A 21,700-nucleotide genomic window follows, 5' to 3' on the forward strand; every position below is an offset into this window, starting at 1 on the left:
AACGCCAAGAAGAGAGGCCGTCCCGGTGCGCCGGGGCGGCCTTTTTCACGGCTCAGCCGGCGACCAGTGGGTGGTAAGCGCCGCCACATCCGGGCGCGGGCGGTCGGCGGGGGCGTCCTTGGCGGTGCCGATATGGACAATGCCGGCGACCCGCTCGCCCTCCCCCACGCCAAGGATCGCCAGCGCCGCCTTGTGCGTCGCCGCCCAGCCCGTCACCCAGATGCCGTCGAAGCCCATGGCCGCCGCGCCGGTCAGCAGGTTCATGCAGACGGCGCCGGCGGAAAGCTCCTGCTCGAAGGCGGGGATGGCGCTGCCCTCCACCGGGCGGCTGACCACCACCACCGCCAGCGGGGCGGGAAACAGCCTTCCCATGATGGCAGCGAATTTCTCAAGCTTCTCCTCCGGCATATGCGCGTTGTTCTCGCGATAGGCCTGTGACAGCAGCGCGCCAATCTCGCCGCGCGCCGCGCCTGAGATGACGATGAAGCGCCACGGCGCCAGCATGGCGTGATCGGGCACCCGGGCGGCGATCGCCAGCAGGCGGCGGGTCTGGTCGGCATCCGGCCCCGGCGCATGCAGGCCGGCGGCGGCGACCGAGCGGCGGGTCTCCAGCAGCGTCAGCGCTTCGGGAGTGGGCGAACGGCGAGTGTGCGGGGTCATGAGCGCTCTCTTCCCTGCTGTGTGAGCTGCGCTATATCGGACCCTGCCGATAAATTCACCCCGCGCGGCCAAACGGGGGCGACGCTGCGCCCGTTTTGGTCGACAATATCCCAAGGCGCCCGCCTTACGCCAAGCCGACCTCACGAACCTGAACCGGGCGCCCCCAAGGAGAAAATCATGAGCATGAACGGCGAAGTCCCGGTGCGGGACAACCGCGCCGCCGACCGCTTCGAGATCGAGCAGGACGGCCAGACCGCCATCGCGCAATACATTCTCGCGCATGACCACATCATCTTCACCCACACCGAAGTGCCGCCGGAACTCGGTGGGCGCGGCCTCGCTACCAAGCTGGTCGAGGCCGGTCTCGCCAGCGCCCGCCAGCGCGGGCTGGCCGTGGTGCCGCGCTGCTCGGTGTTCGGCCGCTACATGATGAAGCACCCCGAGACGCATGACCTGATGCCGGCGGAAATCCGCGCCACGCTCGGCCTTCCGGTCTGACGCACCCGCTTGGACCAGTGGAGAGACGCGCCGGTCTGCGCCTGTCGACGCGGGAAATCCCGCCGCTTCATACCGTTCGTTAACGCTGTGGGCCTAACCATATGGCACGGCCGCGACGGCGCCTTTCGCGCATCGTCCGGCAGGCTCAACGGCAGTAGCGGCAAAGGTTCCAGCGTCCCATGCGTAATCCGGCGCGTCCCTCCGATCCGAATGCGGACAAGGCTTCCGAGTCGAAGGCGACCGCCCAGACTCATGTGTTTTCCCGCGCCAACCCGCAGGTGACGCACGCGCCACCGGCGCCCAAGGTGCCGAAGACGGCGGCAGCCCCCGTGCCGCGCCCGCCCGCGGTGGCGCCGCAGCATGAAGTGGTGCCGAGCTGGCTGCAGCCCTTCACCATGCCGCCCAATACGCGCTTCACCCGCACGCCGGACTATCTGATGCGCCAGCCGCTGCCGGCGCCGGTGCCGGAAGCGCCGGCGACCGATACCGCCATCGTGGCGCCGCCGCGTCCCTCGCAGACGCCGGTGCTGCGCGTGCCGCCGCGCAAGCCGCCGCTCGGCGCGGTGCCGAAGGCGCTGATCGCCGCCCATGCCCGCCGTGCGCTGTCCGCCCAGCCCGAAATCTCACCCGCGACTGTGGCGCCCGCCGCTGTCGCTCCCCCGGCTGCCGCGCCGCTGGCACAGGCGGCGCTGACGCAGGCCGCGCCGGTGCCCGCCGCCACCACTCCCGCCCGCCCGGCCGCCCCGCCGGTCGCCTCGATGATCCAGTTCGGCTACGACACCCCGCCTGTCATCCCCGCCGCGCGTTCGGCCACCCGGGGCGCCAGCTGGGTGCCGGACGAGCAGTTCACCGCCGCCAATGACGTCGCAGCGCACGATGTGGCAGCGCACGATGTCGCCGACATCTACGACCTCATTCCGCTGGAAGAGGGCGCCTATGAGGACGAGTTCCCGGAGGAGGAGCGCCTTCTCGCCGCGCGCTATGGCGCCGTGCGCGACAGGTCGGCCCCGGCCGGGGAGAGCGCGCGGCCGGAAATGCGAGCCGAAGCGCAGGAAGCGGCCCAGCAAGCCGTCGCCCTCGATTCCGTCGCCCTCCCATCCGTCGCCCCTCAATCCGTCGTCGCGGCGGATGAGGAACTGGAATTGGCCGAGGACGCGTTCGCCGAACAGGATTTCGCCGAACAGGATTTCGCTGACGACGAGGACGACGATTTCGAGGAAGACGCCGTGGTCGAGGAGTTCTGGGCGGAAGACAGCGCCGCGCACCCTGTCGCGGCCGTAGATGCCGGTGACGACGCCTTGCATGACGACGCCTTGCATGACGACGATGCCCTCGCCGAAGCGCCGGCCGCCGTGCTGGGCGGCTTCTCTGGCTACAGCGTGACGCCAGCGGAATTGTCGTTCTCCTGGCCGATGTTCGGCATGGTCGCGGCCGCGCCGCCGGCTCCGGTGGCTCCGCCCGCGCCGGCGCCCGCCGCCGTCGCGCCGGTTGCCGCGCCTATCGCCGCGCCTGTGCCCGCCCCGGCTCCTCGCGCGCCCCGTGCCGCCCCGCGCCCGGCGACCGAGGCCCATGACGGCTACGAGCTGCCGCCGCTGGAACTGCTGACCGAGCCGCCGCAGAACGAGCCCGACTATGAGCTGTCGGAAGAGTTCCTCGACCGCAATTCGGTGAAGCTGCAGCAGGTGCTGCATGATTTCGGCGTGCGCGGCGAGATCATCGACGCCAATCCCGGCCCGGTGGTCACGCTGTATGAGCTGGAGCCGGCCCCCGGCATCAAGTCCAGCCGCGTCATCGGCCTGTCCGCCGACATCGCCCGCTCGATGAGCGCGATCTCCGCCCGCGTCGCCGTGGTGGAAGGGCGCAACGTCATCGGCATCGAGCTGCCCAACCAGCGCCGCGAGACGGTATGGCTGCGCGAGATGCTGGCGAGCCATGAATTCGAGGCCGCCCGCGCCAAGCTCGGCATCGGGCTCGGCAAGACCATTGGCGGCGAGCCTGTCATCGTCGATCTCGCCCGCATGCCCCATCTGCTGGTCGCCGGCACCACCGGCTCCGGCAAGTCGGTCGCCATCAACACCATGATCCTGAGCCTGCTCTACCGGCACCGCCCGGACCAGTGCCGGCTGATCATGATCGACCCGAAGATGCTGGAGCTCTCGGTCTATGAGGGCATCCCGCACCTGCTGACGCCTGTCGTCACCGACCCGAAGAAGGCCATCGTCGCCCTGAAATGGGCGGTGCGGGAGATGGAAGACCGCTACAAGAAGATGAGCCGCCTCGGCGTGCGCAATATTGACGGCTTCAACGCCCGCGTGGCGGAGGCCACCGCCAAGGGCGAGATCATCACCCGCACGGTGCAGAAGGGGTTCGACAAGGAGACCGGCGACCTGATCGAGGAAGAGGAGATCATGGATCTCGCTCCCCTGCCCTTCATCGTCATCGTCGTCGACGAGATGGCCGATTTGATGATGGTCGCCGGCAAGGAAATCGAAGGTGCCATCCAGCGCCTCGCCCAGATGGCCCGCGCCGCCGGCATCCACCTCATCATGGCCACCCAGCGCCCGAGCGTCGATGTCATCACCGGCACCATCAAGGCGAACTTCCCCACCCGCATCTCCTTCCAGGTGACGTCGAAGATCGACTCTCGCACCATTCTCGGCGAGATGGGCGCCGAGCAGCTGCTGGGTCAGGGCGACATGCTCTACATGGCCGGCGGTGGGCGGATTTCCCGCGTCCATGGCCCCTTCGTTTCCGACCAGGAGGTCGAGCGCGTGGTCGAGCATCTCAAAAGCCAGGCGCGGCCGGAATATCTGGAAGAGGTCACGGCCGAGGAGGACGAGGAGGCCGCCGCCGAGGACACCGCCGTGTTCGACAAATCCGCCAATGGCGCGCTCGCCGGCGAGGATTGCGGCGATCTCTACGACCAGGCGGTGGCGCTCGTGCTGCGCGACAAGAAGGCGTCCACCTCCTATATCCAGCGCCGGCTGCAGATCGGCTATAACCGCGCCGCCTCGCTGATGGAGCGGATGGAGAATGAGGGCATTGTCGGCCCGGCCAACCATGCCGGCAAGCGCGACATCCTCACCACCCGGCAGGGCTGAGCCACATATAGACCCTTGGCGCGCCGCGCCGAGGGATGCAGGAACGGGCGCATGCCGGATTCCCATGTGATGCGCCTGTCGGCCTTCGGCGCCGTCATGGAAATCGCCTGCCGCGACCCGGACGCCCGCGCCGCCTGCACCGCCGCGCTTCCCGCCTATTGGCAGCGCGCGGACGGGGCGGAGCCGGACATGCGCTTCGCCATCGAGTCCTCCGGCCCGGCGCACGGCGGCGCGGCGCGCTTTCGGTTTCTGGAAGAAAGCACCCTGCGGGGAAACGACCTCACCCGTGCGCAGGTCGCCCCGTTCCTCGCCTGGCGGATGGACTACCAGCTCGGCGCCTTCGCCCGCGACTGCGCCTTCATCCATGCCGGTGTCGTCCTGCATGAGGGCCGCGCGCTCCTCTTTCCCGGCACCAGCCATGCCGGCAAGAGCACGCTGACCGCCGCGCTGGTGCGGGCCGGTGCCACCTATATCTCGGACGATGTGGCGGTGATCGGGCTGGATGGCCGGCTGAGCCTGCTCTCGCGCGCCCTCACCCTGCGGGCCGACATGGCCGGGGATTTTCACCTGCCGGAGGCGGGCGGCGCGGCGCGGCTGCGGGAGGGATCGCCCCCCGTCGGCGCAGTGCTGGTCCTCACCTACAGGGCGGGGGCGCCGCCGCTCGACCTGAAGCCGCTGAGCGCCGGCGAGGCGATGCTGCGGCTGGTCGCCAACGCCATGAATGCCCGCCACCAGCCCGAAACGGTACTTGGCTGTTGCGCGGCCGCGCTCGCCTTGGCATGGAGCGGCGAAGGGGTCCGGGGTGCCGCGGATGCGGCCGCCGGGCAGATCCTGTCGCAAATGACACATGTGCGGCCCGCTCTTGTCCCCCCCTGCGCAAGACCGGCCTGTTCTCGACCCTCGTCGACGGACAGGCGGTGATCTATGATTCCGCCAGCACCCAGACCCATTGCCTCAACCCGCAGGCGCTGAAGGTGTGGAACCTGTGTGACGGGGGCCATGATCGCGCCGCGATGGTGCGGGCGCTGCGGGTGGCGGACACACATCTGCCGGAAGGCGAGGCCGGCGATCTCGTGGATGCCGCGCTCGACCGCTTCACTGAGCTGGAGCTGTTGCAGCCAAGCACCTCTCTCAACCGCCGCGCTCTGGGCGCCACCGCCGCCCGAAGCCTCGCCGCCGGCCTCGTGCTCAGCGTGACGATGCCGACCCGCCAGGCGGCGGCGTCCGGTGTCGACTGCCCCGCGCTTGATGAAGATGCGTGCCTAGCTAACCAGGCCTGCGCGTGGGTGGGCGTCTGCGTTGACGCTGAAAGCTGACCCGCCTCGATGGTGAGGCGGCCGACGCTGATCTTCGACGATGAATGCGTCACCTGCTCGGCGCTGGCGCAGCTCATCGGCGCGCGGGCGCCTGAAATGGCGCGGGTGAGCTTCTATTCGCCCAGGGCGCAACTCCTGCTGCGCCGGCACTTCCCTTCGGGCTGGGCGATCCGCCCCTATATGATCGTCGGCGTAGGCGAGAGCGAGCGGGTTCTCAGCGGCGCCGCGCTCCTGTTCCGCGTCGCCCGCCTGCTTGGCCCGGCCGGCATGGTCAAGGCGGGGCGGGCGCTGCTGCGCCGCGCGCGGCGGGAGAAGGCGCGCGGCGGCTGGGCGGCCACCCCCACGGCACAGATGCGCGCCTATATCCCCGCCAGCCCGGCCGAGGCGGCGGCCTTTGCCGGCGAGGCGCTGTGGCTGCCCGCCGCGCGGCCCGGCCTCGCCTTCGAGCGCATCCTGCAATGGTACAATCTGCATGGCGCCTTCCAGACCGCCAGCTAATGGACCCATGGCGAGGCCGGTACGCTGGTGCTGGAGCAAATCCACCGCGCCTCGCCGTCGCCCACCGTCGAGGGGATGGCGGGCGAGGAGGTGGCGCTCGCCGAGGGACGCCGCGCCCTTCTGCATGCGGCGCCCGCCGAGGACGGCGCGACGGCGCTCACCCTGATCATGGCGCTGCCGGCCGGCCGCTGGCTCTCCCTGCGCGCCAGCGGCATGGACCGCGACACGGTGCTGGACATTGCGCGGCACTGCGCACCCCACACGGCGTGAAGCGGTGACGCCCTCCCCCGGCCTCGACCTTCTGCGCGCCTGCCTGCGCTGGGACGCGGCCGGCGACCGGGCGCTCCGCGCGCTGGATGATAACGGCTGGGCTGAAGTGATGGAGCCTGCGCGCGCGCGGGACGGGCAGGCCCTGCTCGCCCGCCGCCTGTCCCGCGCGCCTGACATCGCCGTGCCGGAGGAGGTTGCGGAGGAACTCCACCGCTTCAAGCTGGATGTCGCCATCCGCGCGCTGGCCGGCCTGTCGCATCTGGCACCGGCGGTTCAGGCGGCGGGGGTGCCGGTCATCGCGCTGAAGGGGCTCGACCTCGCCAGCCGCGTCTATGGCGATTTCGGCAGCCGGCCGATGGGCGACATGGACATTCTGGTGCGCCCCACCGATGTCGCCGCGATGGCGGAGGCGCTGCGCGCGCAGGGGTTCCGCGCCAGCACCACCCTCCGCCAGACCTCCCATCATCTGGTGTTCCACTCCCCGCTGCGCGGCGGCCTGCCGGTGGAGCTGCACTGGGCGCTCGGCGAAAAGGTCGGCGAGGCGGACCGCGCGGACCTGCTGCAGGCGGTATGGGCGCAGGCGGAGGAAACCACGATCGCCGGCGCGCCGTTCCGGGTGCTCAGCCGCCGCTTCTGCTGGTCTATCTCTGCCATCATCTGGAGCGGCACCTGTTCGAGACACCGCTCACCCATATCTGGGACCTTGGCGAGGTGCTGCAACAGGCGGGCGAGACGTTCGACTGGCCGGCATTCTGGCGCCTGTGCGAGCGCTTCGGCCAGCGCAAGGCGGCACAGGCCGCGCTGCATCTGGCCACCGCCTGCCTCGGCATCCCCAACCCTGCCCCCCCTCTGCCGGCGCATGTGCAGGAACTGTTCCCCGACATCGTCGCCAATCTCGGCCGGCATCCGCAGACGCCAGCGAACGAGCCGAGCGTCGATCTGATGCTGCTGTCGGCGCCCGGCACGCCGTGGCGGGTGCGCTGGCATGTGCTGCGGCGCCAGCTGCTTCCCGCGCGCCGCGCGCTGGCGCAGGGGGGCGGCGGCAGCGCCGGGCCGGCCGCCTATGGCGCCCTGTGGTGGACGGTGCTGACGACCTTCCTGCGCAAGCGCGTGGTCCGGCGCCTGAGCGTTCCGTCCACCCGCGCCCGCCCCCTGCGCGCCGCCCGTCTGAGCGCGTGGCTGCGCTAGCCGTCCATGCCCTCCGGCGGGCGGAAAATGGGATCCAGTGCCGCTGCGGCAGCCTGACTTGCCCCTTTCCGTCCGGCGCCGGGGCGATTAGGTATGCCCGCACATCCTGTCGCGAAAGGTTCGGCCATGCCCCATTCCGTGTCCTACCCCGAGGTCCAGCTCTATATTGACGGCACCTGGCGCGGGGGCAGCGGCAGCCAGCCTGTGATCAACCCGGCGACGGAAGAGGCGATCGGCACGGTCGCCCATGCCAGCCGCGCCGATCTCGACGCCGCGCTCGCCGCCGCCGAGAAGGGTTTTGCCGTGTGGCGCCACACGCCGCCGCATGAGCGCTACAAGATCATGCGCAAGGCGGCCGAACTCCTGCGCGAGCGCCATGAGACGATCTCGACCCTGATGACGATGGAGCAGGGCAAGCCCCTGCCCGAGGCGCGGATGGAAACGCTCGCCTCCGCCGACATCATCGACTGGTTCGCCGAGGAAGGCCGCCGGCAATATGGCCGGCTCATTCCCGCCCGCGCCGCCGGCGTGCAGCAGGTAGTGCATCGCGAGCCGGTGGGCGTGGTCGCCGCCTTCACCCCGTGGAACTTCCCGATCAACCAGGCGGTGCGCAAGGTGTCCGCCGCGCTGGCCGCCGGCTGCGCGGTGATCCTCAAGGGGCCGGAAGAAACCCCGGCGAGCTGCGCCGAGCTGGTGCGCGCCTATGCCGATGCCGGCGTGCCGGCGGGCGTGGTCAACCTTGTCTTCGGCGTGCCGGCGGAGATTTCGCAATATCTCATCCCGCACCCGATCGTGAAGAAGATCTCCTTCACCGGCTCAACGATAGTCGGCAAGCAGCTGGCCGCGCTGGCCGGCGCGCACATGAAGCGCGTCACCATGGAGCTGGGCGGCCATGCCCCGGCCGTGGTGTTCGAGGATGCCGACGTCGAAGTCGCGATCAAGCTGCTGTCGGGCGCCAAGTTCCGCAATGCCGGGCAGGTCTGCGTCTCGCCCACCCGCTTCCTCGTGCATGAGGACCTCTATGCCCGCTTCGTCGACGGCTTCACCGAGGCGGTGAAGGGCATGAAGGTCGGCAACGGCCTTGAGGACGGCGTGCGCATGGGCCCGCTGGCCAATCCGCGCCGGGTCGAGGCGATGGAAGCGCTGACCGCCGATGCCCTCGCCAAGGGCGCCACCCTGCGCGCAGGCGGCGCGCGCATCGGCAATAAGGGCTATTTCTTCGAGCCAACCGTGCTCACCGACCTCTCGCCGGATGCCCGCATCCTGAACGAGGAGCCCTTCGGCCCGATCGTGCCGATCCAGTCCTTCACCTCCACCGAGGCGGCGATCACTGAGGCCAACCGGCTGCCCTATGGGCTAGCGGCCTATGCCTATACCACCTCCTCCGCCCGCGCCGACGAGTTCGCCCGCCGGGTGGAAAGCGGCATGATCTCGATCAACCATCACGGCCTCGCCCTTCCCGAAGTGCCGTTCGGCGGCATCAAGGATTCCGGCTATGGCTCGGAAGGCGGCACCGAGGCGATGGAAGCCTATGTGAACACCAAGTTCGTGACCCAGCTCGGGGTCTGACGCCGGCCTCGTCACAGGCCGCGATGTGGGGTAACTAAGTAGTGCCTCCCATCGCGGCCCTGCCATGGACCTTGCTGTTCTTCTCGTCGTGCTGCTGTCGGCCCTGCTTCAGGCCGGCTGGAATGTGCTGCTGAAGCTGCGGCTCGATCCGCTCTCGGCGCTGATGCTGGTCGTGCTGGGCGGCGGCGCGGTGGCGCTGCCGGTCGCGCTCTGGCTCGGCCCGCCCGAACAAGCGCTGTTGCCGTGGATGGCGGGCTCGATGAGCGCGCATCTCACCTTCTATGCCTGCCTCGTCGGCGCCTATGCCCGCGCCGATCTCGGCCTTGTCTATCCCGTGGCGCGCGGCGGGGCGCTGCTGATGACCGCCGGCGTCGCCATTCTGGTTCTGCAGGAGCCGGTGCGCGCCATCGGCATATCAGGCATCGCGCTGCTCGCGGCCAGCGTGCTCGTCACCGCCTGGCGCAGCCGGGGGGAGGCCTCGCAGGCCGCCGCCCTGACGCTGGCGCTCGGCTCGGGTGTCGCCGTCACCGCCTATTCCCTCATCGACGGCACCGCCGGCCGGATGGGACCGCCGGCGATCTATACGGCGTGGCTGTTCGTCGGCGATGCCGTGATCGTCGCGGTCGGGCTGGCGCTGTGGAAGGGCGCGGCCTTCCTGCACCCGGTGCGCCGCCATTGGGGGCTGGCGCTGGTCGGCGGCGCCATGCTGTTCGTCAGCTACTGGCTGTGCGTCTGGGCGATGACGCGGGCGCCGATCAGCCTGGTGGCGGCGGTGCGCGAGGCGAGCGTGCTGTTCGGCGCCGGCTTCGCCGTGCTGGTCCTGCAAGAGAAGCTGCGTCCCGAACGCCTCCTCGCCGCCGTGCTGGTGGTGGCCGGCGTGACGCTGATCAAGCTGCATTGAGCTGATAATCCTCGGCAGCGCCTGCGGAATCGGCTAAAGCCCGGCCTCCCTTCTCCGGCCGGCCGTCCCGATGGAACCCAGCGTCTTCCTCGCCGTAATCGCCGCCGCGGCGATGCATGCCGGCTGGAACGCGGTGCTGAAGATAAGGCTGGACCCGTTTCTGGCCGTGGTGCTGGTCAATGCCGCCTGCGGCCTCCTCGCCCTGCCGGTGGCGCTGTATCTCGGCCCGCCGGAAGCGCATGTGTGGCCGTGGATCGCGGCCTCGGTGGCGATCCACCTCGTCTATTACCTCACCCTGTCCGGCGCCTATCGCCGCGCCGATATGGGGCTGGTCTACCCGCTGGCGCGCGGCAGCGCGCCGCTGCTCACCACCATCCTCTCGGTGACGCTGGTCGGGGAAGCGGTCGACGCGCAGGGCTTTCTCGGTGTCGGCCTGCTGGCGCTCGGCATCCTGTCGATCGCCTGGCGGCGGGCCGGCAGCGGCGCCTTTGATCCGACCGCGCTGCGCCTCGCGCTGATGTGCGGGCTGTCGATCACCGCCTATACGCTGGTGGACGGGCTCGGCGCCCGCAGCGCCACCTCGCCGCATGTCTATACGTCCTGGCTGTTCGTCGTCGACAGCCTCGTCATCACCCTGTTCGGCCTCGCCTGGAAGGGACCACGCGCGCTGGCGCCGACGCTTTCCTTCATCGGCCCCGGCCTTGCCGGCGGGGCGATGTCGCTGGCCGCCTACTGGATCTCGATCTGGGCGATGACCAAGGCGCCGATCGGGCTGGTGGCGGCGGTGCGCGAATCCAGCGTGCTGTTCGGCGCGGTGATCGCCGTCGTGGTGCTGCACGAGAAGCTGCGCCCCGAGCGGCTGGTGGCCGCCGCGCTCATCGTCGCCGGGCTGGTGCTGATCAAGCTGCATTGAGCGGTTTGGCCGGCGCCGCCCTCCTGTGCTCCATTGCGCCGATGAACGAGACACCCGCGCTGCCGATTCGCCCTTCCCTCCCGGCTGAAGCCTTCGCCGGGCCGCTGGCGCTGGTCGGCTCCGGCGCGCCCGTCATCATGGTGCTCGGCGGCGCCGGCACGGGGAAGACCACCTTTCTGCACGCGCTGCGCAAGCATGGCGGCGGCAAGCAGGCGTTTCTCGCCCCCACCGGCGTCGCGGCGCTGCAGCTTGGCGGGCAGACCATCCATTCCTTCTTCGGCCTGCCGCCCCGGCTGATGGACCCCGACCAGGTGCGCCCGCGCAGCCCTAAGCGCACGCTGATGAAGAAGCTGGAGCGTCTCGTCATCGACGAGATTTCCATGGTGCGCGCCGATGTGCTGGACGCGGTGGACCGTTCACTGCGCATCGCGCGCGGCAATCCCGAGCCGTTCGGCGGGGTGCAGGTGGTGCTGGTCGGCGATTTCCTGCAATTGCCGCCTGTCGTGCCGCAGGCTGAGCGCGAGATCCTCGGCCATCTCGGCTATGAGGGCCCGTTCGCCTTCGACGCCCGCGTGCTGCGCGAGGTGGAACCGGCGCGGCTGCCCTTCCTCACCGTCTACCGCCAGACCGACGACGCCTTTGTCGGCCATCTCGCCGAGCTGCGCACCGGCCGCTACATCGCCGACGCCATCGCCGCCATCAACGCCGCCTCGCACCGCGACCACCGGCCCGGCCGCATCCCTGTGGTGCTGGCGCCGACCAATGCGCGGGTCGATGCCTATAACCGGCGCGGCATGGAAGCGCTCTATGATGACGGCCGGCTCTTCGAGGGCAAGAGCGAGGGTGAGTTCGACCTCGCCAATGACCGGCTGCCGGTGCCGGAGACGCTGGCGCTGAAGGTGGGCGCGCGGGTGATGACGGTGCGCAACCATCCCGAGCGGCAATGGGTCAACGGCTCGGTCGGCACCATTACCGGCCTCGCGCCCGACCGCGCCTATGTCCGGCTCGACGGCGCCGGCATCGTCGAGATCGAGCGCACCAGCTGGGAGCGCATCCGCTACGATTGGGACGAGGCGACGGGCAAGGTCGCGGCCAAGGTGGTCGGCACCTACACCCAGCTTCCGCTCGTCCCGGCCTGGGCGGTGACGGTGCACAAGGCGCAGGGGCTGACGCTGGAGGATGTGCGGATCGACTTCGACGCCGGCGCCTTCGCCGCCGGCCAGGCCTATGTCGCGCTCTCGCGCGCCCGCTCGCTGGAAGGCCTGTCGCTGGCCCGCCCGCTGCGCGCCTCCGACATCCGCATCGACCGCCGCGTCGCCGCCTTCACCGCCGCTTTCGAGAACGGCGGCACGCTGATGACGGCGGCGCGCGGAATGGACAACGACTGACCCTTTACATATTCCTATAATGTCCATAGATTACTCTCCAACTGGAGAGTGACCCATGAGCCAGACCGGCCTCCGCCGCACCCGTGACAAGCTGCTCTTCGCCGTCTGCTATGGCGCCGTGATCGCGGCCGTGCTGTTCCTGCATCCGGCGCCGGACGCCCAGCACCCCGCCGGCATCGCCGTCGCGAGCGGCACCTCGCGCTGAGTGAGCAGCCGCCACTGGTAAAATACCGTCCAATCTACCATTTATAGGGAGTGCTGCGCGGCAGATTCGGCGCCCGGCTGACCAATCCCATTGCGCTGCGCCTGCTGCAGCCGAGTGACGAAGCGGACATGCTGACCAACAAGGGCAAATACGGCCTCAAGGCGATGCTCTTTCTCGCCCGGCTCGAACCGGGTTCGAGCGCTATGGGGCAGGAGATCGCCACCGCCAACAACATCCCGAAGAAGTTCCTCGACGCCATTCTGCTGGAGCTGAGGAATGCCGGGATGCTGCGCTCCAAGAAGGGGCCCGGCGGAGGCTATGCGCTGGCCAAGACGCCGCGCGAGATCCGCATCGGCCACATCATCCGCGTGCTCGACGGCCCGCTGGCCCCGCTCAGCTGCGCCAGCAAGAGCGCCTTTGTGCCCTGCGAGGACTGCGAGGACCTCGCCACCTGCTCGGTGCGCATCACCATGAGCAAGGTGCGCGATGCCATGTCGGATATTCTCGACGGCATGTCGCTGCACGACATGGTGATCTTCTCACACGCCCCCGACGCCGACCTGATGTACAGCATCTGACGCCTGCGGGCTGCGGACGGGGACCGGCCGAAGAGTCTCCGCTGGGTCCCGGATCAGCGGCGCGCAAGCACGCCTTGTCCGGGAAACAGCAGAGGGCGCCCGTGTCCCCGCCCAGCGCAGCCGAAGCCGGAGCGCCGCGCCGGGACGCAGGATAAACCCTTCGGCAAAGCCCCTCAGCGCGCCCGGCTCAGAAGAACGCCTGATGCCCGGTGATGGCGCGGCCGAGGATCAGCGCGTGGATATCGTGCGTGCCCTCATAGGTGTTCACCGTCTCCAGGTTCACCATGTGGCGCATCACCGGGAACTCGCCGGAAATGCCGTTGCCGCCATGCATGTCGCGGGCGAGGCGGGCGATGTCGAGCGCCTTGCCGCAATTATTGCGCTTGAGCATGGAAATGGTCTCAACCGGCAGCTGGCCCTCGTCGAACAGCCGGCCGGCGCGCAGCGCGAGCTGCAGGCCGAGCGTGATCTCGGTCGCCATGTCGGCGAGCTTCTTCTGGATCAGCTGCGTCGCCGCCAGCGGCTTGCCGAACTGCTTACGGTCAAGCGTGTACTGGCGCGCGGCGGCGTAGCAGGCTTCCGCCGCCCCCATCGTGCCCCAACCAATGCCGAAGCGAGCGCGGTTGAGGCAGCCGAACGGGCCCTTGAGCCCGGAAGCGTCCGGCAGCAAATTCTCCTCCGGCACCTCCACCCCGTCCATCACGATTTCGCCGGTGACCGAGGCGCGCAGCGAGAGCTTGTGCTCGATCTTCGGGGTGGTGAAGCCCTTCATGCCGCGCTCCAGCAGGAAGCCGCGGATCTCGTCGCCATGCGCGGCCGACTTCGCCCACACCACCGCAAGGTCGGCGATCGGTGAATTGGTGATCCACATCTTGGCGCCGGAAAGGCGGTAGCCGCCGTCGATCTTCTCGGCGCGGGTGCGCATACCGGCGGGGTCGGAGCCGGCATCGGGCTCGGTCAGGCCGAAGCAGCCGACCATCTCACCGGTGGCGAGCTTCGGCAGGAACCGGCGCTTCTGCGCCTCGCTGCCATAGGCGTTGATCGGGTGCATGACGAGCGAGGACTGCACGCTCATCGCCGAGCGATAGCCCGAATCAACCCGCTCCACCTCGCGCGCCACCAGCCCGTAGGAGACATAGCCAAGGCCCGCGCCGCCATATTCCTCGGGAATGGTGGGGCCGAGCAGGCCGAGCTCGCCCATCTCGCTCATGATTTCGCGGTCGAAGCGCTCTTCCATATAGGCGGAGGTGACGCGCGGCTGCAGCTTCTCCTGGGCGTAATCGCGCGCCGTGTCGCGCACCAGGCGCTCCTCCTCGGTGAGCTGCGCATCGAAATCGACCGGATCGGCCCAATCGAACGAAACCTTGGACGCCTTGGTGGCGTGGGCGGCGGACGGCGCGGCACTCATGCTTATTCTCCCGGACGACCGGCACCAGAGGCCGGCCCGCCTCTCTTACAACGTCGCACGAGGCCGCGCATCCGGCCTTCTGCGACCGGCACCGGCACCCCTTACGCTAGGTGATCCTACTTAGGTCTAGGGTGGGGTACGATTGCGCAACGCTGAGACACGTGTTTCAGTTGTGAAATCGGATCGCGGCGAACAAACAATAGGCCAGCCCAGACAATGGGCACGCCGCGCGCGGTCTATGAGAGGGGAATTCAGACATGCCGGCTTTCAATGCCAAGGCAGCCCTTGCGGCTGCCATGCTCACGGCGCTGTGCGCGCCGGCCTATGCGGCCAAGACGCTCGTCTACTGCTCCGAGGGGAGCCCGGAAAACTTCACTCCCGCCCTGAACACGACGGGCACCAGCTTCGACGCCGCCCGCCCGGCCTATAACCAGCTTGTGGAGTTCGAGCGCGGCAGCACCAAGGTTGTTCCCGGCCTCGCCGAGAGCTGGACGGTGAGCGACGACGGCAAGGAGCTCACCTTCAAGCTGCGCAAGGGGGTGAAATTCCATTCCGGCGTCAACGGCTTCACGCCGAGCCGCGACTTCAACGCCGACGACGTGATCTTCAGCTTCGACCGCATGTGGAAGCCGGAAAACCCCTACCACAAGGTCACCGGCGGCGCTTATGACTACTTCAACGATATGGGCCTGCCGGACCTGCTGGTCTCCATCGACAAGGTTGACGACCACACGGTGAAATTCGTGCTCAAGGAGCCGAATGCGCCGATGCTGGCGAACCTCGCCATGGACTTCGCCACCATCCATTCCAAGGAATATGCCGACTTTCTGCTGAAGAAGGGCACGCCCGAGCAGTTCGACCAGATTCCGGTCGGCACCGGCCCGTTCTCCTTCGTCAACTACCAGAAGGACGCGGTGATCCGTTACAAGGCGTTCCCCGCCTATTTCGAGGGTCCGTCCAAGATCGACAACCTCGTCTTCGCCATCACCCCCGACCCGACCGCCCGCTATGCCAAGCTGAAGAAGGGCGAATGCCATGTGATGATCGCGCCGAACCCGGCCGACATTGCCGGCATGAAGACCGATCCGGCGGTCAATTTGCTCTCGCAGCCGGGCCTGAACATCGCCTATTGGGCCTTCAACGTGGAAAAGCCCCCCTTCGACAAGAAGGAAGTGCGCCAGGCCTTCAACATGGCGATCGACAAGGCCGCCATCATCAAGGACGTCTATCAGGGCGCCGGCCAGGGCGCGATCAACCCGATCCCGCCGACCATCTGGTCCTACAATACCGACGTCAAGGACTACGCCTACGACCCGGAAAAGGCCCAGAAGATGCTGGCCGATGCCGGCGTCAAAACCCCGCTCGACATCGACCTGTGGTGGATGCCGGTGCAGCGCCCCTACAACCCCAATGCCAAGCGCATCGCCGAGATGATGCAGTCGGACCTCGCCAAGCTCGGCGTCAATGCCAAGCTGGTCTCCTATGAGTGGGGCGAGTACCGCAAGCGCATGCAGGAAGGCGAGCACATGACCGGCCAGCTCGGCTGGACCGGCGACAATGGCGACCCGGACAATTTCTTCTTCCTGCTCGGCTGCCCCGCCGCGCGCAAGGGCGGCCAGAACCTCGCCAAATGGTGCAACAAGGACTTCGACGCCCTGATCAACAAGGCGCGCACGAGCTCCGACCTCGCCGAGCGCACCAAGCTGTATGAGCAGGCGCAGGTGATCTTCAAGGAAGACGCCCCCTGGTTCACCATCGCCCATTCGGTGGTGTACGAGCCGACCCGCAAGGAAGTGGTCGACTACAAGGTCAGCCCGTTCGGCCGGCACGAATTCTACGGCGTCGAGCTGAAGTGAGCGGGCGAGGCTCTCTCGTCCCGTCGCCATGAACGTCATCCCGGACGCGGCCACGCCGCGCTCCGGGATCGTCCCCCGCTAGAGGGCGGTTTAGCGATCAGCTTGCCATGCACGCTGATCGGCGCGTGCTCTAAGGCGCATCTCCGTCCCCCGATCCCGGATCACCGCTGCGCGGTGTCCGGGATGACGGCCACACTTGCGTGTGAGGCTCATGTTCGCTCTCATCCTCCGCCGCGTCGCGCTGACGGTGCCGACCTTCGTGGCGCTGATGTTCGTCACCTTCGTCGCCGTGCGCCTGGTGCCGGGCGACCCTATCGAGGCGCGCACCGGCGAGCGCGGCATCGCGCCGGAACGGCTGGCCCAGCTGCGCCATGAGCTCGGCCTCGACCAGCCGGTGTGGCGGCAGTTCCTCGATTATGTCTATGGCCTGCTGCACGGCGATTTCGGCACCTCGATCGTCACCCGGACGCCGGTGCTGCACGAATTCCTCATCCTCTTTCCGGCGACGCTGGAACTGGCCTTCTGCGCCCTCGTCTTCGCCGTGGTGCTGGGCGTGCCGGCGGGCGTGTTGGCCGCCGTCAAGCGCGGCTCGGTGCTCGACCATTCGGTGATGACGGTGGCGCTGGCCGGCTATTCGATGCCGATCTTCTGGTGGGGCCTGCTGCTCATCATGTTCATGTCGGAATATCTGGGCCTGACCCCGGTTTCCGGCCGCATGGACCTCATCAACTATTACTTCGAGCCGGTGACCGGCTTCATGCTGATCGACAGCCTGCTGTCGGGCGAGGACGGCGCCTTTAGCGCCGCGGCGGCGCATCTCGTGCTGCCCTCCATCGTGCTCGGCACCATTCCGCTGGCGGTGATCGCGCGAATGACGCGCTCTTCCATGCTGGAAGTGCTGGGCGAGGATTATGTGCGCACCGCGCGCGCCAAGGGCCTGTCGCCGCTGCGCGTGGTCGGGCTGCACGCGCTGCGCAACGCGCTGATCCCTGTTGTCACCGTGGTCGGCCTGCAGACCGGCACCCTGCTCGCCGGCGCGGTGCTGACCGAGACCATCTTCGCCTGGCCCGGGGTAGGCAAATGGCTGATCGAATCGATCTCCCGCCGCGACTATCCGGCGCTGCAGGGCGGCATCATGCTGATCTCGGCGATCGTCATCCTCGTCAATCTCATCGTCGACATGCTCTATGTCGCGATCAATCCGAGGATCCGGCATGGCTGAGGAAAACGCCATCGACGATCCGATGCCGACCGCCCCGGAACGGCTGCTGCCGGGCGCTTCGGGCCTGAGCCTGAGCGCTGCCGCCGTCGCCGAGGTCGAGCCGGTGGGCGAGGAACCCTCGCCGCTGCGGGCCTTCTGGTCCGCCTTTAGCGAGAACCGCGGCGCCGTGCTCGGCCTCGCCGTGGTGGTGTTCATCACCCTGCTGGCGCTGTTCGCGCCATGGGTGGCGCCGCACTCGCCGATCGAGCAGTTCCGCCAGAGCGTGCTGCTGCCCCCGGTCTGGGCCGGCGGCAACTGGACCTTCCCCTTCGGCACCGATGCGGTGGGGCGCGACGTGCTCTCCCGCCTCATCTATGGCGCGCGCATCTCGCTCGGCATCGGCCTGTCGGTGATGGTGGTCTCGGTGGCGCTCGGCATCGTGCTCGGCCTCGCCGCCGCCTTCATGCGCGGCATCGTCGAAGTGGTGGTGATGCGCGTCATGGACATGGTGGTGGCGATCCCCAGCCTCGTGCTCGCCATCCTCATCGTCGCGGTGCTGGGCCCGAGCCTGACCAACACCATCGTCGCGGTGACGGTGGTCTATCTGCCGCGCTATGTGCGCCTGGTGCGCGCCGCAGCGCTGGCCGAACTGACCAAGGAATATGTCATCGCCGCGCAGGTCGCCGGCGTCGGCCGGCTGCGGCTGATGTTCGTCACCGTGCTGCCGAACTGCCTCGCCCCGCTCATCGTGCAGGCGGCGCTCGGCATTTCCGACGCGATCCTGGAGGCGGCGGCCCTCGGCTTCCTTGGCCTCGGCGCCCAGCCGCCGACGCCGGAATGGGGCGCCATGCTGGCGGATGCGCGCGAATTCATCCGCTCCGCGCCGTGGATCGTCACCCTCCCCGGCCTCGCCATCCTGGTCACCGTGGTCGCCATCAACCTGATGGGCGACGGCCTGCGCGACGCGCTCGACCCCAAGCTGAGGCGGAGCTGAGAGGATGGGTACGGAAGCTGCGACTTTCATCCTCGAGAAGGGCGTGCTCGGGCTGCTGCTTCTCGCGCTAACCTCGGCGACGGGTTATCTCGCCACCAAAGCTTACGAGATTTACGCTGAACAGCACCTGCGCAGCCGGCGCGTGCGGGAGTTTCTGATCGAACTTCGCGTCGAACTCGTAGACACCCGCAAGCGATCTGCCGCCTATTCGAGTGAAGAGTTCATTCGTGGGTTTGAGGCCATCATCGATGCCGAGCACGCCGCCGGCATCCCTTTCCGACCGTTTATCGCGCTCGACTATGACGAGGAAAGCTACGAGGAGAAGAAGCGTCTCCTCGTGCACATCCCATCCCACCTGATGCCGCCAGTGCGCCGGTACATCATGACGAGCCGGATGGTGTGGCTGCTTCTGGTAAAGATTCAGTCGGAAGACTTCACCAACCTCACTCCAGCTCGCAAGAAGACCGTCATCCACAGTCTGGCCGCCCTCAATAGGGACATGGGCCGGGCAATTGACGAGCTCGAACCGAAATTATGGCGTCAGGCGCGCTATGACCGCCGCCTCTGGGAAGACCCCCATCACCTTGCGACCCTGAAATGACGGTCAGGCGATGACGATGATCGGACCTATCATGGCAACACTCCCTCTCATTCGTGTCGAGAATAGTACCCGGCCGCTGGAAAGCAAGTTCAACTGCTCAGCTGCGGAACCGGCGGGCCGGCCAGGACCGGAGCTCACGCTCAAACATGACCCGCACGCCAGATATAAGCACCGAGGGGCACAAGTCCAATGACACCCCTGCTCTCCATCCGCAACCTCTCCGTCAGCTTCGCCACCGGGCGCGGGCCGTTCCGCGCGGTGGACCGGGTCGATCTCGATGTCGAGGCGGGCGAGCTCGTCGCCATTGTCGGCGAATCCGGATCGGGCAAGTCGGTGGCCATGCTGGCGGTGATGGGCCTGCTGCCCTGGATCGCCACCGTCACCGCCGACCGGATGATGTTCGACGGCCGCGACCTGCTGACCCTCTCGGCCCGCGAGCGCCGCAAGATCATCGGGCGCGACCTCGCCATGATCTTCCAGGAGCCGATGTCGAGCCTCAACCCGTGCTTCACCGTCGGGTTTCAGATCCGCGAGGCGATGGCCGCGCATCTCGATCTCTCGCGCGCCCAGCGCCAGGCGCGGGCGGTGGAGCTCTTGGAGCTGGTCGGCATTCCCGAGCCGGAGCGGCGGCTCAAGGCCTTTCCGCACCAGCTGTCCGGTGGCATGAGCCAGCGGGTGATGATCGCGATGGCGCTGGCCTGCAAGCCCAAGCTCATCATCGCCGACGAGCCGACCACCGCGCTTGATGTCACCATCCAGGCCCAGATCCTCGATCTGCTGCTGAAGCTGCAGAAGGAGAGCGGCGTCGGGCTGGTGCTCATCACTCATGACATGGGCGTCGTGGCGGAAACGGCGCAGCGGGTCTGCGTGCATTATGCCGGCCAGCAGGTGGAGATGCAGACGACGCGCGGACTGTTCCGCGATCCACATCATCCCTACACCGCCGCCCTGCTGGCGGCGCTGCCGGAGCGCGCGCAAGGCCGGCTGCTGCCCTCCATCCCCGGCATCGTGCCGGGCATGGCCGACCGGCCGACCGGCTGCCTGTTCTCGCCGCGCTGCCGCTTCGCCACCGATACCTGCCGCACCGTGCCGCCGCCGCGCGCGGGGGCGGAATTCGGCCTCGCCCTCTGCCACACGCCCCTCCTCGCGGGTGTGCCCCAGCGCCGGGAGTTCGCGGCATGAACCCTGATGCCCGCCCGGACGCCCGCCTTGATGCCCGCTTCGACCCACAGCACGAGACGACATCCACCGAGGCGGTGATGGAGGCCGTCGACCTCGCCCAGAACTACGAGGTCTCGCGCGGCCTGTTCTCGAAATCCGCCACGGTGAAGGCGGTGGCTGGCATCAGCTTCCGCCTCGCGCCGCGCTCGACGCTGGCGGTGGTCGGCGAATCCGGCTCCGGCAAGTCGACCCTCGCCCGCATGCTCACCTTGATCGAGCGGCCGGGCGAGGGCTCGCTGCGGCTCGACGATGTCGATGTCGCCGAGGCCGATGCCCGCACGCTGCGCCGTTATCGCGGCGAGGTGCAGATGGTGTTCCAGAACCCGTTCGGCTCGCTCAATCCGCGCCAGACCATCGGCAAGGCGATCGAGGAGCCGCTGCTGGTCAACACCTCCCTCTCCGCGCCGGAGCGGCGCGAGCGGGCGCTCGACATGATGAAGCGGGTCGGCCTGCGCCCGGAACATCATGGGCGCTACCCCCACATGTTCTCCGGCGGCCAGCGCCAGCGCATCGCCATCGCCCGCGCGCTGGTGCTGCGGCCGAAGATCCTGGTGCTGGACGAGCCGGTTTCCGCGCTCGATGTCTCGGTGCGGGCGCAGGTGCTGAACCTGCTGGTGGAGCTGCAGGAGCAGCTCGGCGTCGCCTATGTCTTCGTCAGCCATGACCTCGGCGTGGTGCGGCACATGGCGGACGAGGTGCTGGTGATGTATCTCGGCCGCGCCGTCGAGCATGGCCCGCGCGAGGCCATCTTCGACACCCCGCTTCACCCCTATACGCGGGCCCTGCTCTCCGCCACGCCGGTGGCCGACCCGGAGGCGAAGAAGGAGCGCATCGTGCTGGAGGGTGAATTGCCCTCGCCCTTCAACCCACCGCGCGGCTGCCCGTTCAACCCGCGCTGCCCGCTGGTGGTGGAGCGCTGCCGGGTCGAGATGCCGCCGCTGGCGTCGAAGGGCGCGCAGCGCGTCGCCTGCTGGGTGACAGGCGGGGATGCCGCCTGAACGCCCTCACCTCAGGCTGAACAGCACCGGGACGGTGAAGGAGATGGTGCCGCCGGCGACTTCCGGCGGCGGGGCCGGCACGGGGGAGGCGCGGCGGACCATGGCGACCGCTTCCTCGTCGAAGCGGGCATTGCCTGATGAGCCCGCCAGCCGGACCGAGAGCACCTGGCCTGCCCGGTTGATCGAGAACGCCACCCGCGCCCGGCCGCTGGCGCTTTCCCCGGTGGGATAGCGCTTGTGGCGGTTGAGATGGGCCATCAGCCGCGAGCGCCAGTTCGCCGGCGCCCGGCTGTTGGAGGACGAGGCGCCCGAGGTCGGGGCGGCGATGCGGTCGGA

At 68.6% G+C, this 21,700-nt stretch carries 21 protein-coding genes and 1 pseudogene; 19 read left to right on the top strand and 3 right to left on the bottom strand.

Annotated elements, in window-relative coordinates; all coding sequences use genetic code 11:
• Window positions 1–45 precede the first annotated feature (45 nt).
• Window positions 46–660 carry a nitroreductase family protein gene (locus tag J2S76_RS12365; protein ID WP_307060743.1) on the bottom strand — a complete coding sequence of 205 codons (615 nt, stop codon included), beginning with the start codon at window positions 658–660 and terminating at the stop codon, window positions 46–48.
• Window positions 661–837: 177 nt separating this feature from the next.
• Here J2S76_RS12365 and J2S76_RS12370 point away from each other — a divergent pair, with 177 nt between their 5' ends.
• The 13 genes and pseudogenes from J2S76_RS12370 (at window position 838) to J2S76_RS12430 (ending at window position 13,085) form a co-directional block, all read left to right on the top strand.
• Window positions 838–1,158 (top strand): GNAT family N-acetyltransferase, encoded by a 321-nt coding sequence (locus tag J2S76_RS12370; protein ID WP_018389952.1) that lies wholly within the window; start codon window positions 838–840, stop codon window positions 1,156–1,158.
• Window positions 1,159–1,337: 179 nt separating this feature from the next.
• The gene (locus J2S76_RS12375; protein ID WP_307060744.1) at window positions 1,338–4,259 is read left to right on the top strand and encodes a DNA translocase FtsK; all 2,922 of its coding nucleotides are present in this window, start codon (window positions 1,338–1,340) and stop codon (window positions 4,257–4,259) included.
• Between the two features lie 51 nt (window positions 4,260–4,310).
• Window positions 4,311–5,180 carry a phosphoenolpyruvate carboxykinase (ATP) gene (locus J2S76_RS12380; protein ID WP_307060745.1) on the top strand — a complete coding sequence of 290 codons (870 nt, stop codon included), beginning with the start codon at window positions 4,311–4,313 and terminating at the stop codon, window positions 5,178–5,180.
• Window positions 5,177–5,575, top strand: coding sequence for a PqqD family peptide modification chaperone (locus J2S76_RS12385; RefSeq protein WP_307060746.1), 399 nt, complete (start codon window positions 5,177–5,179; stop codon window positions 5,573–5,575). Before J2S76_RS12380 ends, J2S76_RS12385 begins: the two co-directional genes overlap by 4 nt.
• A gap of 9 nt (window positions 5,576–5,584) precedes the next feature.
• Window positions 5,585–6,073, top strand: a complete 489-nt coding sequence (locus tag J2S76_RS12390; RefSeq protein ID WP_307060747.1) for a hypothetical protein — start codon at window positions 5,585–5,587, stop codon at window positions 6,071–6,073.
• Between the two features lie 27 nt (window positions 6,074–6,100).
• Window positions 6,101–6,343, top strand: a complete 243-nt coding sequence (locus J2S76_RS12395) for a hypothetical protein (protein ID WP_307060748.1) — start codon at window positions 6,101–6,103, stop codon at window positions 6,341–6,343.
• A gap of 109 nt (window positions 6,344–6,452) precedes the next feature.
• Window positions 6,453–7,531: pseudogene (locus J2S76_RS23190) on the top strand (nucleotidyltransferase domain-containing protein).
• A gap of 126 nt (window positions 7,532–7,657) precedes the next feature.
• Window positions 7,658–9,100 (top strand): NAD-dependent succinate-semialdehyde dehydrogenase, encoded by a 1,443-nt coding sequence (locus J2S76_RS12405; protein ID WP_307060750.1) that lies wholly within the window; start codon window positions 7,658–7,660, stop codon window positions 9,098–9,100.
• A gap of 64 nt (window positions 9,101–9,164) precedes the next feature.
• Window positions 9,165–10,001, top strand: coding sequence for an EamA family transporter (locus J2S76_RS12410; protein WP_307060751.1), 837 nt, complete (start codon window positions 9,165–9,167; stop codon window positions 9,999–10,001).
• A gap of 70 nt (window positions 10,002–10,071) precedes the next feature.
• The gene (locus tag J2S76_RS12415; protein WP_307060752.1) at window positions 10,072–10,914 is read left to right on the top strand and encodes an EamA family transporter; all 843 of its coding nucleotides are present in this window, start codon (window positions 10,072–10,074) and stop codon (window positions 10,912–10,914) included.
• A 41-nt stretch (window positions 10,915–10,955) separates the two neighbouring features.
• Complete coding sequence (locus J2S76_RS12420; RefSeq protein WP_307060753.1) at window positions 10,956–12,302, top strand: ATP-dependent DNA helicase; 1,347 nt, start codon at window positions 10,956–10,958, stop codon at window positions 12,300–12,302.
• A 55-nt stretch (window positions 12,303–12,357) separates the two neighbouring features.
• A complete protein-coding gene (locus J2S76_RS12425) occupies window positions 12,358–12,507 on the top strand; it encodes a hypothetical protein (RefSeq protein ID WP_307060754.1) in 150 nt (49 codons plus the stop codon).
• A 128-nt stretch (window positions 12,508–12,635) separates the two neighbouring features.
• Window positions 12,636–13,085 carry an RrF2 family transcriptional regulator gene (locus J2S76_RS12430; protein ID WP_307060775.1) on the top strand — a complete coding sequence of 150 codons (450 nt, stop codon included), beginning with the start codon at window positions 12,636–12,638 and terminating at the stop codon, window positions 13,083–13,085.
• Window positions 13,086–13,272: 187 nt separating this feature from the next.
• Here J2S76_RS12430 and J2S76_RS12435 read toward each other — a convergent pair whose 3' ends face one another.
• Window positions 13,273–14,493, bottom strand: a complete 1,221-nt coding sequence (locus J2S76_RS12435) for an acyl-CoA dehydrogenase (RefSeq protein ID WP_307060755.1) — start codon at window positions 14,491–14,493, stop codon at window positions 13,273–13,275.
• A gap of 257 nt (window positions 14,494–14,750) precedes the next feature.
• Here J2S76_RS12435 and J2S76_RS12440 point away from each other — a divergent pair, with 257 nt between their 5' ends.
• The 6 genes from J2S76_RS12440 to J2S76_RS12465 all read left to right on the top strand — a co-directional run bounded on the left by J2S76_RS12440 (window position 14,751) and on the right by J2S76_RS12465 (window position 21,364).
• Window positions 14,751–16,349: an ABC transporter substrate-binding protein gene (locus tag J2S76_RS12440; RefSeq protein WP_370874736.1), complete on the top strand. Its 1,599-nt coding sequence runs from the start codon at window positions 14,751–14,753 to the stop codon at window positions 16,347–16,349.
• A 211-nt stretch (window positions 16,350–16,560) separates the two neighbouring features.
• Window positions 16,561–17,571, top strand: coding sequence for an ABC transporter permease subunit (locus tag J2S76_RS12445; protein ID WP_307060756.1), 1,011 nt, complete (start codon window positions 16,561–16,563; stop codon window positions 17,569–17,571).
• Window positions 17,564–18,544 carry an ABC transporter permease subunit gene (locus J2S76_RS12450; protein WP_307060757.1) on the top strand — a complete coding sequence of 327 codons (981 nt, stop codon included), beginning with the start codon at window positions 17,564–17,566 and terminating at the stop codon, window positions 18,542–18,544. Before J2S76_RS12445 ends, J2S76_RS12450 begins: the two co-directional genes overlap by 8 nt.
• Before the next feature lie 4 nt (window positions 18,545–18,548).
• Window positions 18,549–19,145 (top strand): hypothetical protein, encoded by a 597-nt coding sequence (locus J2S76_RS12455; protein WP_307060758.1) that lies wholly within the window; start codon window positions 18,549–18,551, stop codon window positions 19,143–19,145.
• Between the two features lie 189 nt (window positions 19,146–19,334).
• On the top strand, window positions 19,335–20,327 hold the full coding sequence (locus tag J2S76_RS12460; protein WP_307060759.1) for an ABC transporter ATP-binding protein: 993 nt from the start codon (window positions 19,335–19,337) through the stop codon (window positions 20,325–20,327).
• Window positions 20,324–21,364: a dipeptide ABC transporter ATP-binding protein gene (locus tag J2S76_RS12465; RefSeq protein WP_307060760.1), complete on the top strand. Its 1,041-nt coding sequence runs from the start codon at window positions 20,324–20,326 to the stop codon at window positions 21,362–21,364. Before J2S76_RS12460 ends, J2S76_RS12465 begins: the two co-directional genes overlap by 4 nt.
• Before the next feature lie 6 nt (window positions 21,365–21,370).
• Here J2S76_RS12465 and J2S76_RS12470 read toward each other — a convergent pair.
• Window positions 21,371–21,700: energy transducer TonB family protein (locus tag J2S76_RS12470; RefSeq protein WP_307060761.1), on the bottom strand; the 330-nt coding region annotated here is incomplete at its 5' end.

Source organism: Ancylobacter vacuolatus (assembly GCF_030813595.1).
Lineage (GTDB): Bacteria > Pseudomonadota > Alphaproteobacteria > Rhizobiales > Xanthobacteraceae > Ancylobacter > Ancylobacter vacuolatus.

What these genes read in the sequence shown, in the direction of transcription:
- J2S76_RS12365 (WP_307060743.1), bottom strand. Translation starts at nt 660, where the DNA reads ATGACCCCGCACACTCGCCGTTCGCCCACTCCCGAAGCGCTGACGCTG.
- J2S76_RS12370 (WP_018389952.1), top strand. Translation starts at nt 838, where the DNA reads ATGAGCATGAACGGCGAAGTCCCGGTGCGGGACAACCGCGCCGCCGAC.
- J2S76_RS12375 (WP_307060744.1), top strand. Translation starts at nt 1,338, where the DNA reads ATGCGTAATCCGGCGCGTCCCTCCGATCCGAATGCGGACAAGGCTTCC.
- J2S76_RS12380 (WP_307060745.1), top strand. Translation starts at nt 4,311, where the DNA reads ATGCCGGATTCCCATGTGATGCGCCTGTCGGCCTTCGGCGCCGTCATG.
- J2S76_RS12390 (WP_307060747.1), top strand. Translation starts at nt 5,585, where the DNA reads ATGGTGAGGCGGCCGACGCTGATCTTCGACGATGAATGCGTCACCTGC.
- J2S76_RS12405 (WP_307060750.1), top strand. Translation starts at nt 7,658, where the DNA reads ATGCCCCATTCCGTGTCCTACCCCGAGGTCCAGCTCTATATTGACGGC.
- J2S76_RS12410 (WP_307060751.1), top strand. Translation starts at nt 9,165, where the DNA reads ATGGACCTTGCTGTTCTTCTCGTCGTGCTGCTGTCGGCCCTGCTTCAG.
- J2S76_RS12415 (WP_307060752.1), top strand. Translation starts at nt 10,072, where the DNA reads ATGGAACCCAGCGTCTTCCTCGCCGTAATCGCCGCCGCGGCGATGCAT.
- J2S76_RS12420 (WP_307060753.1), top strand. Translation starts at nt 10,956, where the DNA reads ATGAACGAGACACCCGCGCTGCCGATTCGCCCTTCCCTCCCGGCTGAA.
- J2S76_RS12425 (WP_307060754.1), top strand. Translation starts at nt 12,358, where the DNA reads ATGAGCCAGACCGGCCTCCGCCGCACCCGTGACAAGCTGCTCTTCGCC.
- J2S76_RS12430 (WP_307060775.1), top strand. Translation starts at nt 12,636, where the DNA reads ATGCTGACCAACAAGGGCAAATACGGCCTCAAGGCGATGCTCTTTCTC.
- J2S76_RS12435 (WP_307060755.1), bottom strand. Translation starts at nt 14,493, where the DNA reads ATGAGTGCCGCGCCGTCCGCCGCCCACGCCACCAAGGCGTCCAAGGTT.
- J2S76_RS12440 (WP_370874736.1), top strand. Translation starts at nt 14,751, where the DNA reads ATGCCGGCTTTCAATGCCAAGGCAGCCCTTGCGGCTGCCATGCTCACG.
- J2S76_RS12445 (WP_307060756.1), top strand. Translation starts at nt 16,561, where the DNA reads ATGTTCGCTCTCATCCTCCGCCGCGTCGCGCTGACGGTGCCGACCTTC.
- J2S76_RS12450 (WP_307060757.1), top strand. Translation starts at nt 17,564, where the DNA reads ATGGCTGAGGAAAACGCCATCGACGATCCGATGCCGACCGCCCCGGAA.
- J2S76_RS12455 (WP_307060758.1), top strand. Translation starts at nt 18,549, where the DNA reads ATGGGTACGGAAGCTGCGACTTTCATCCTCGAGAAGGGCGTGCTCGGG.
- J2S76_RS12460 (WP_307060759.1), top strand. Translation starts at nt 19,335, where the DNA reads ATGACACCCCTGCTCTCCATCCGCAACCTCTCCGTCAGCTTCGCCACC.
- J2S76_RS12465 (WP_307060760.1), top strand. Translation starts at nt 20,324, where the DNA reads ATGAACCCTGATGCCCGCCCGGACGCCCGCCTTGATGCCCGCTTCGAC.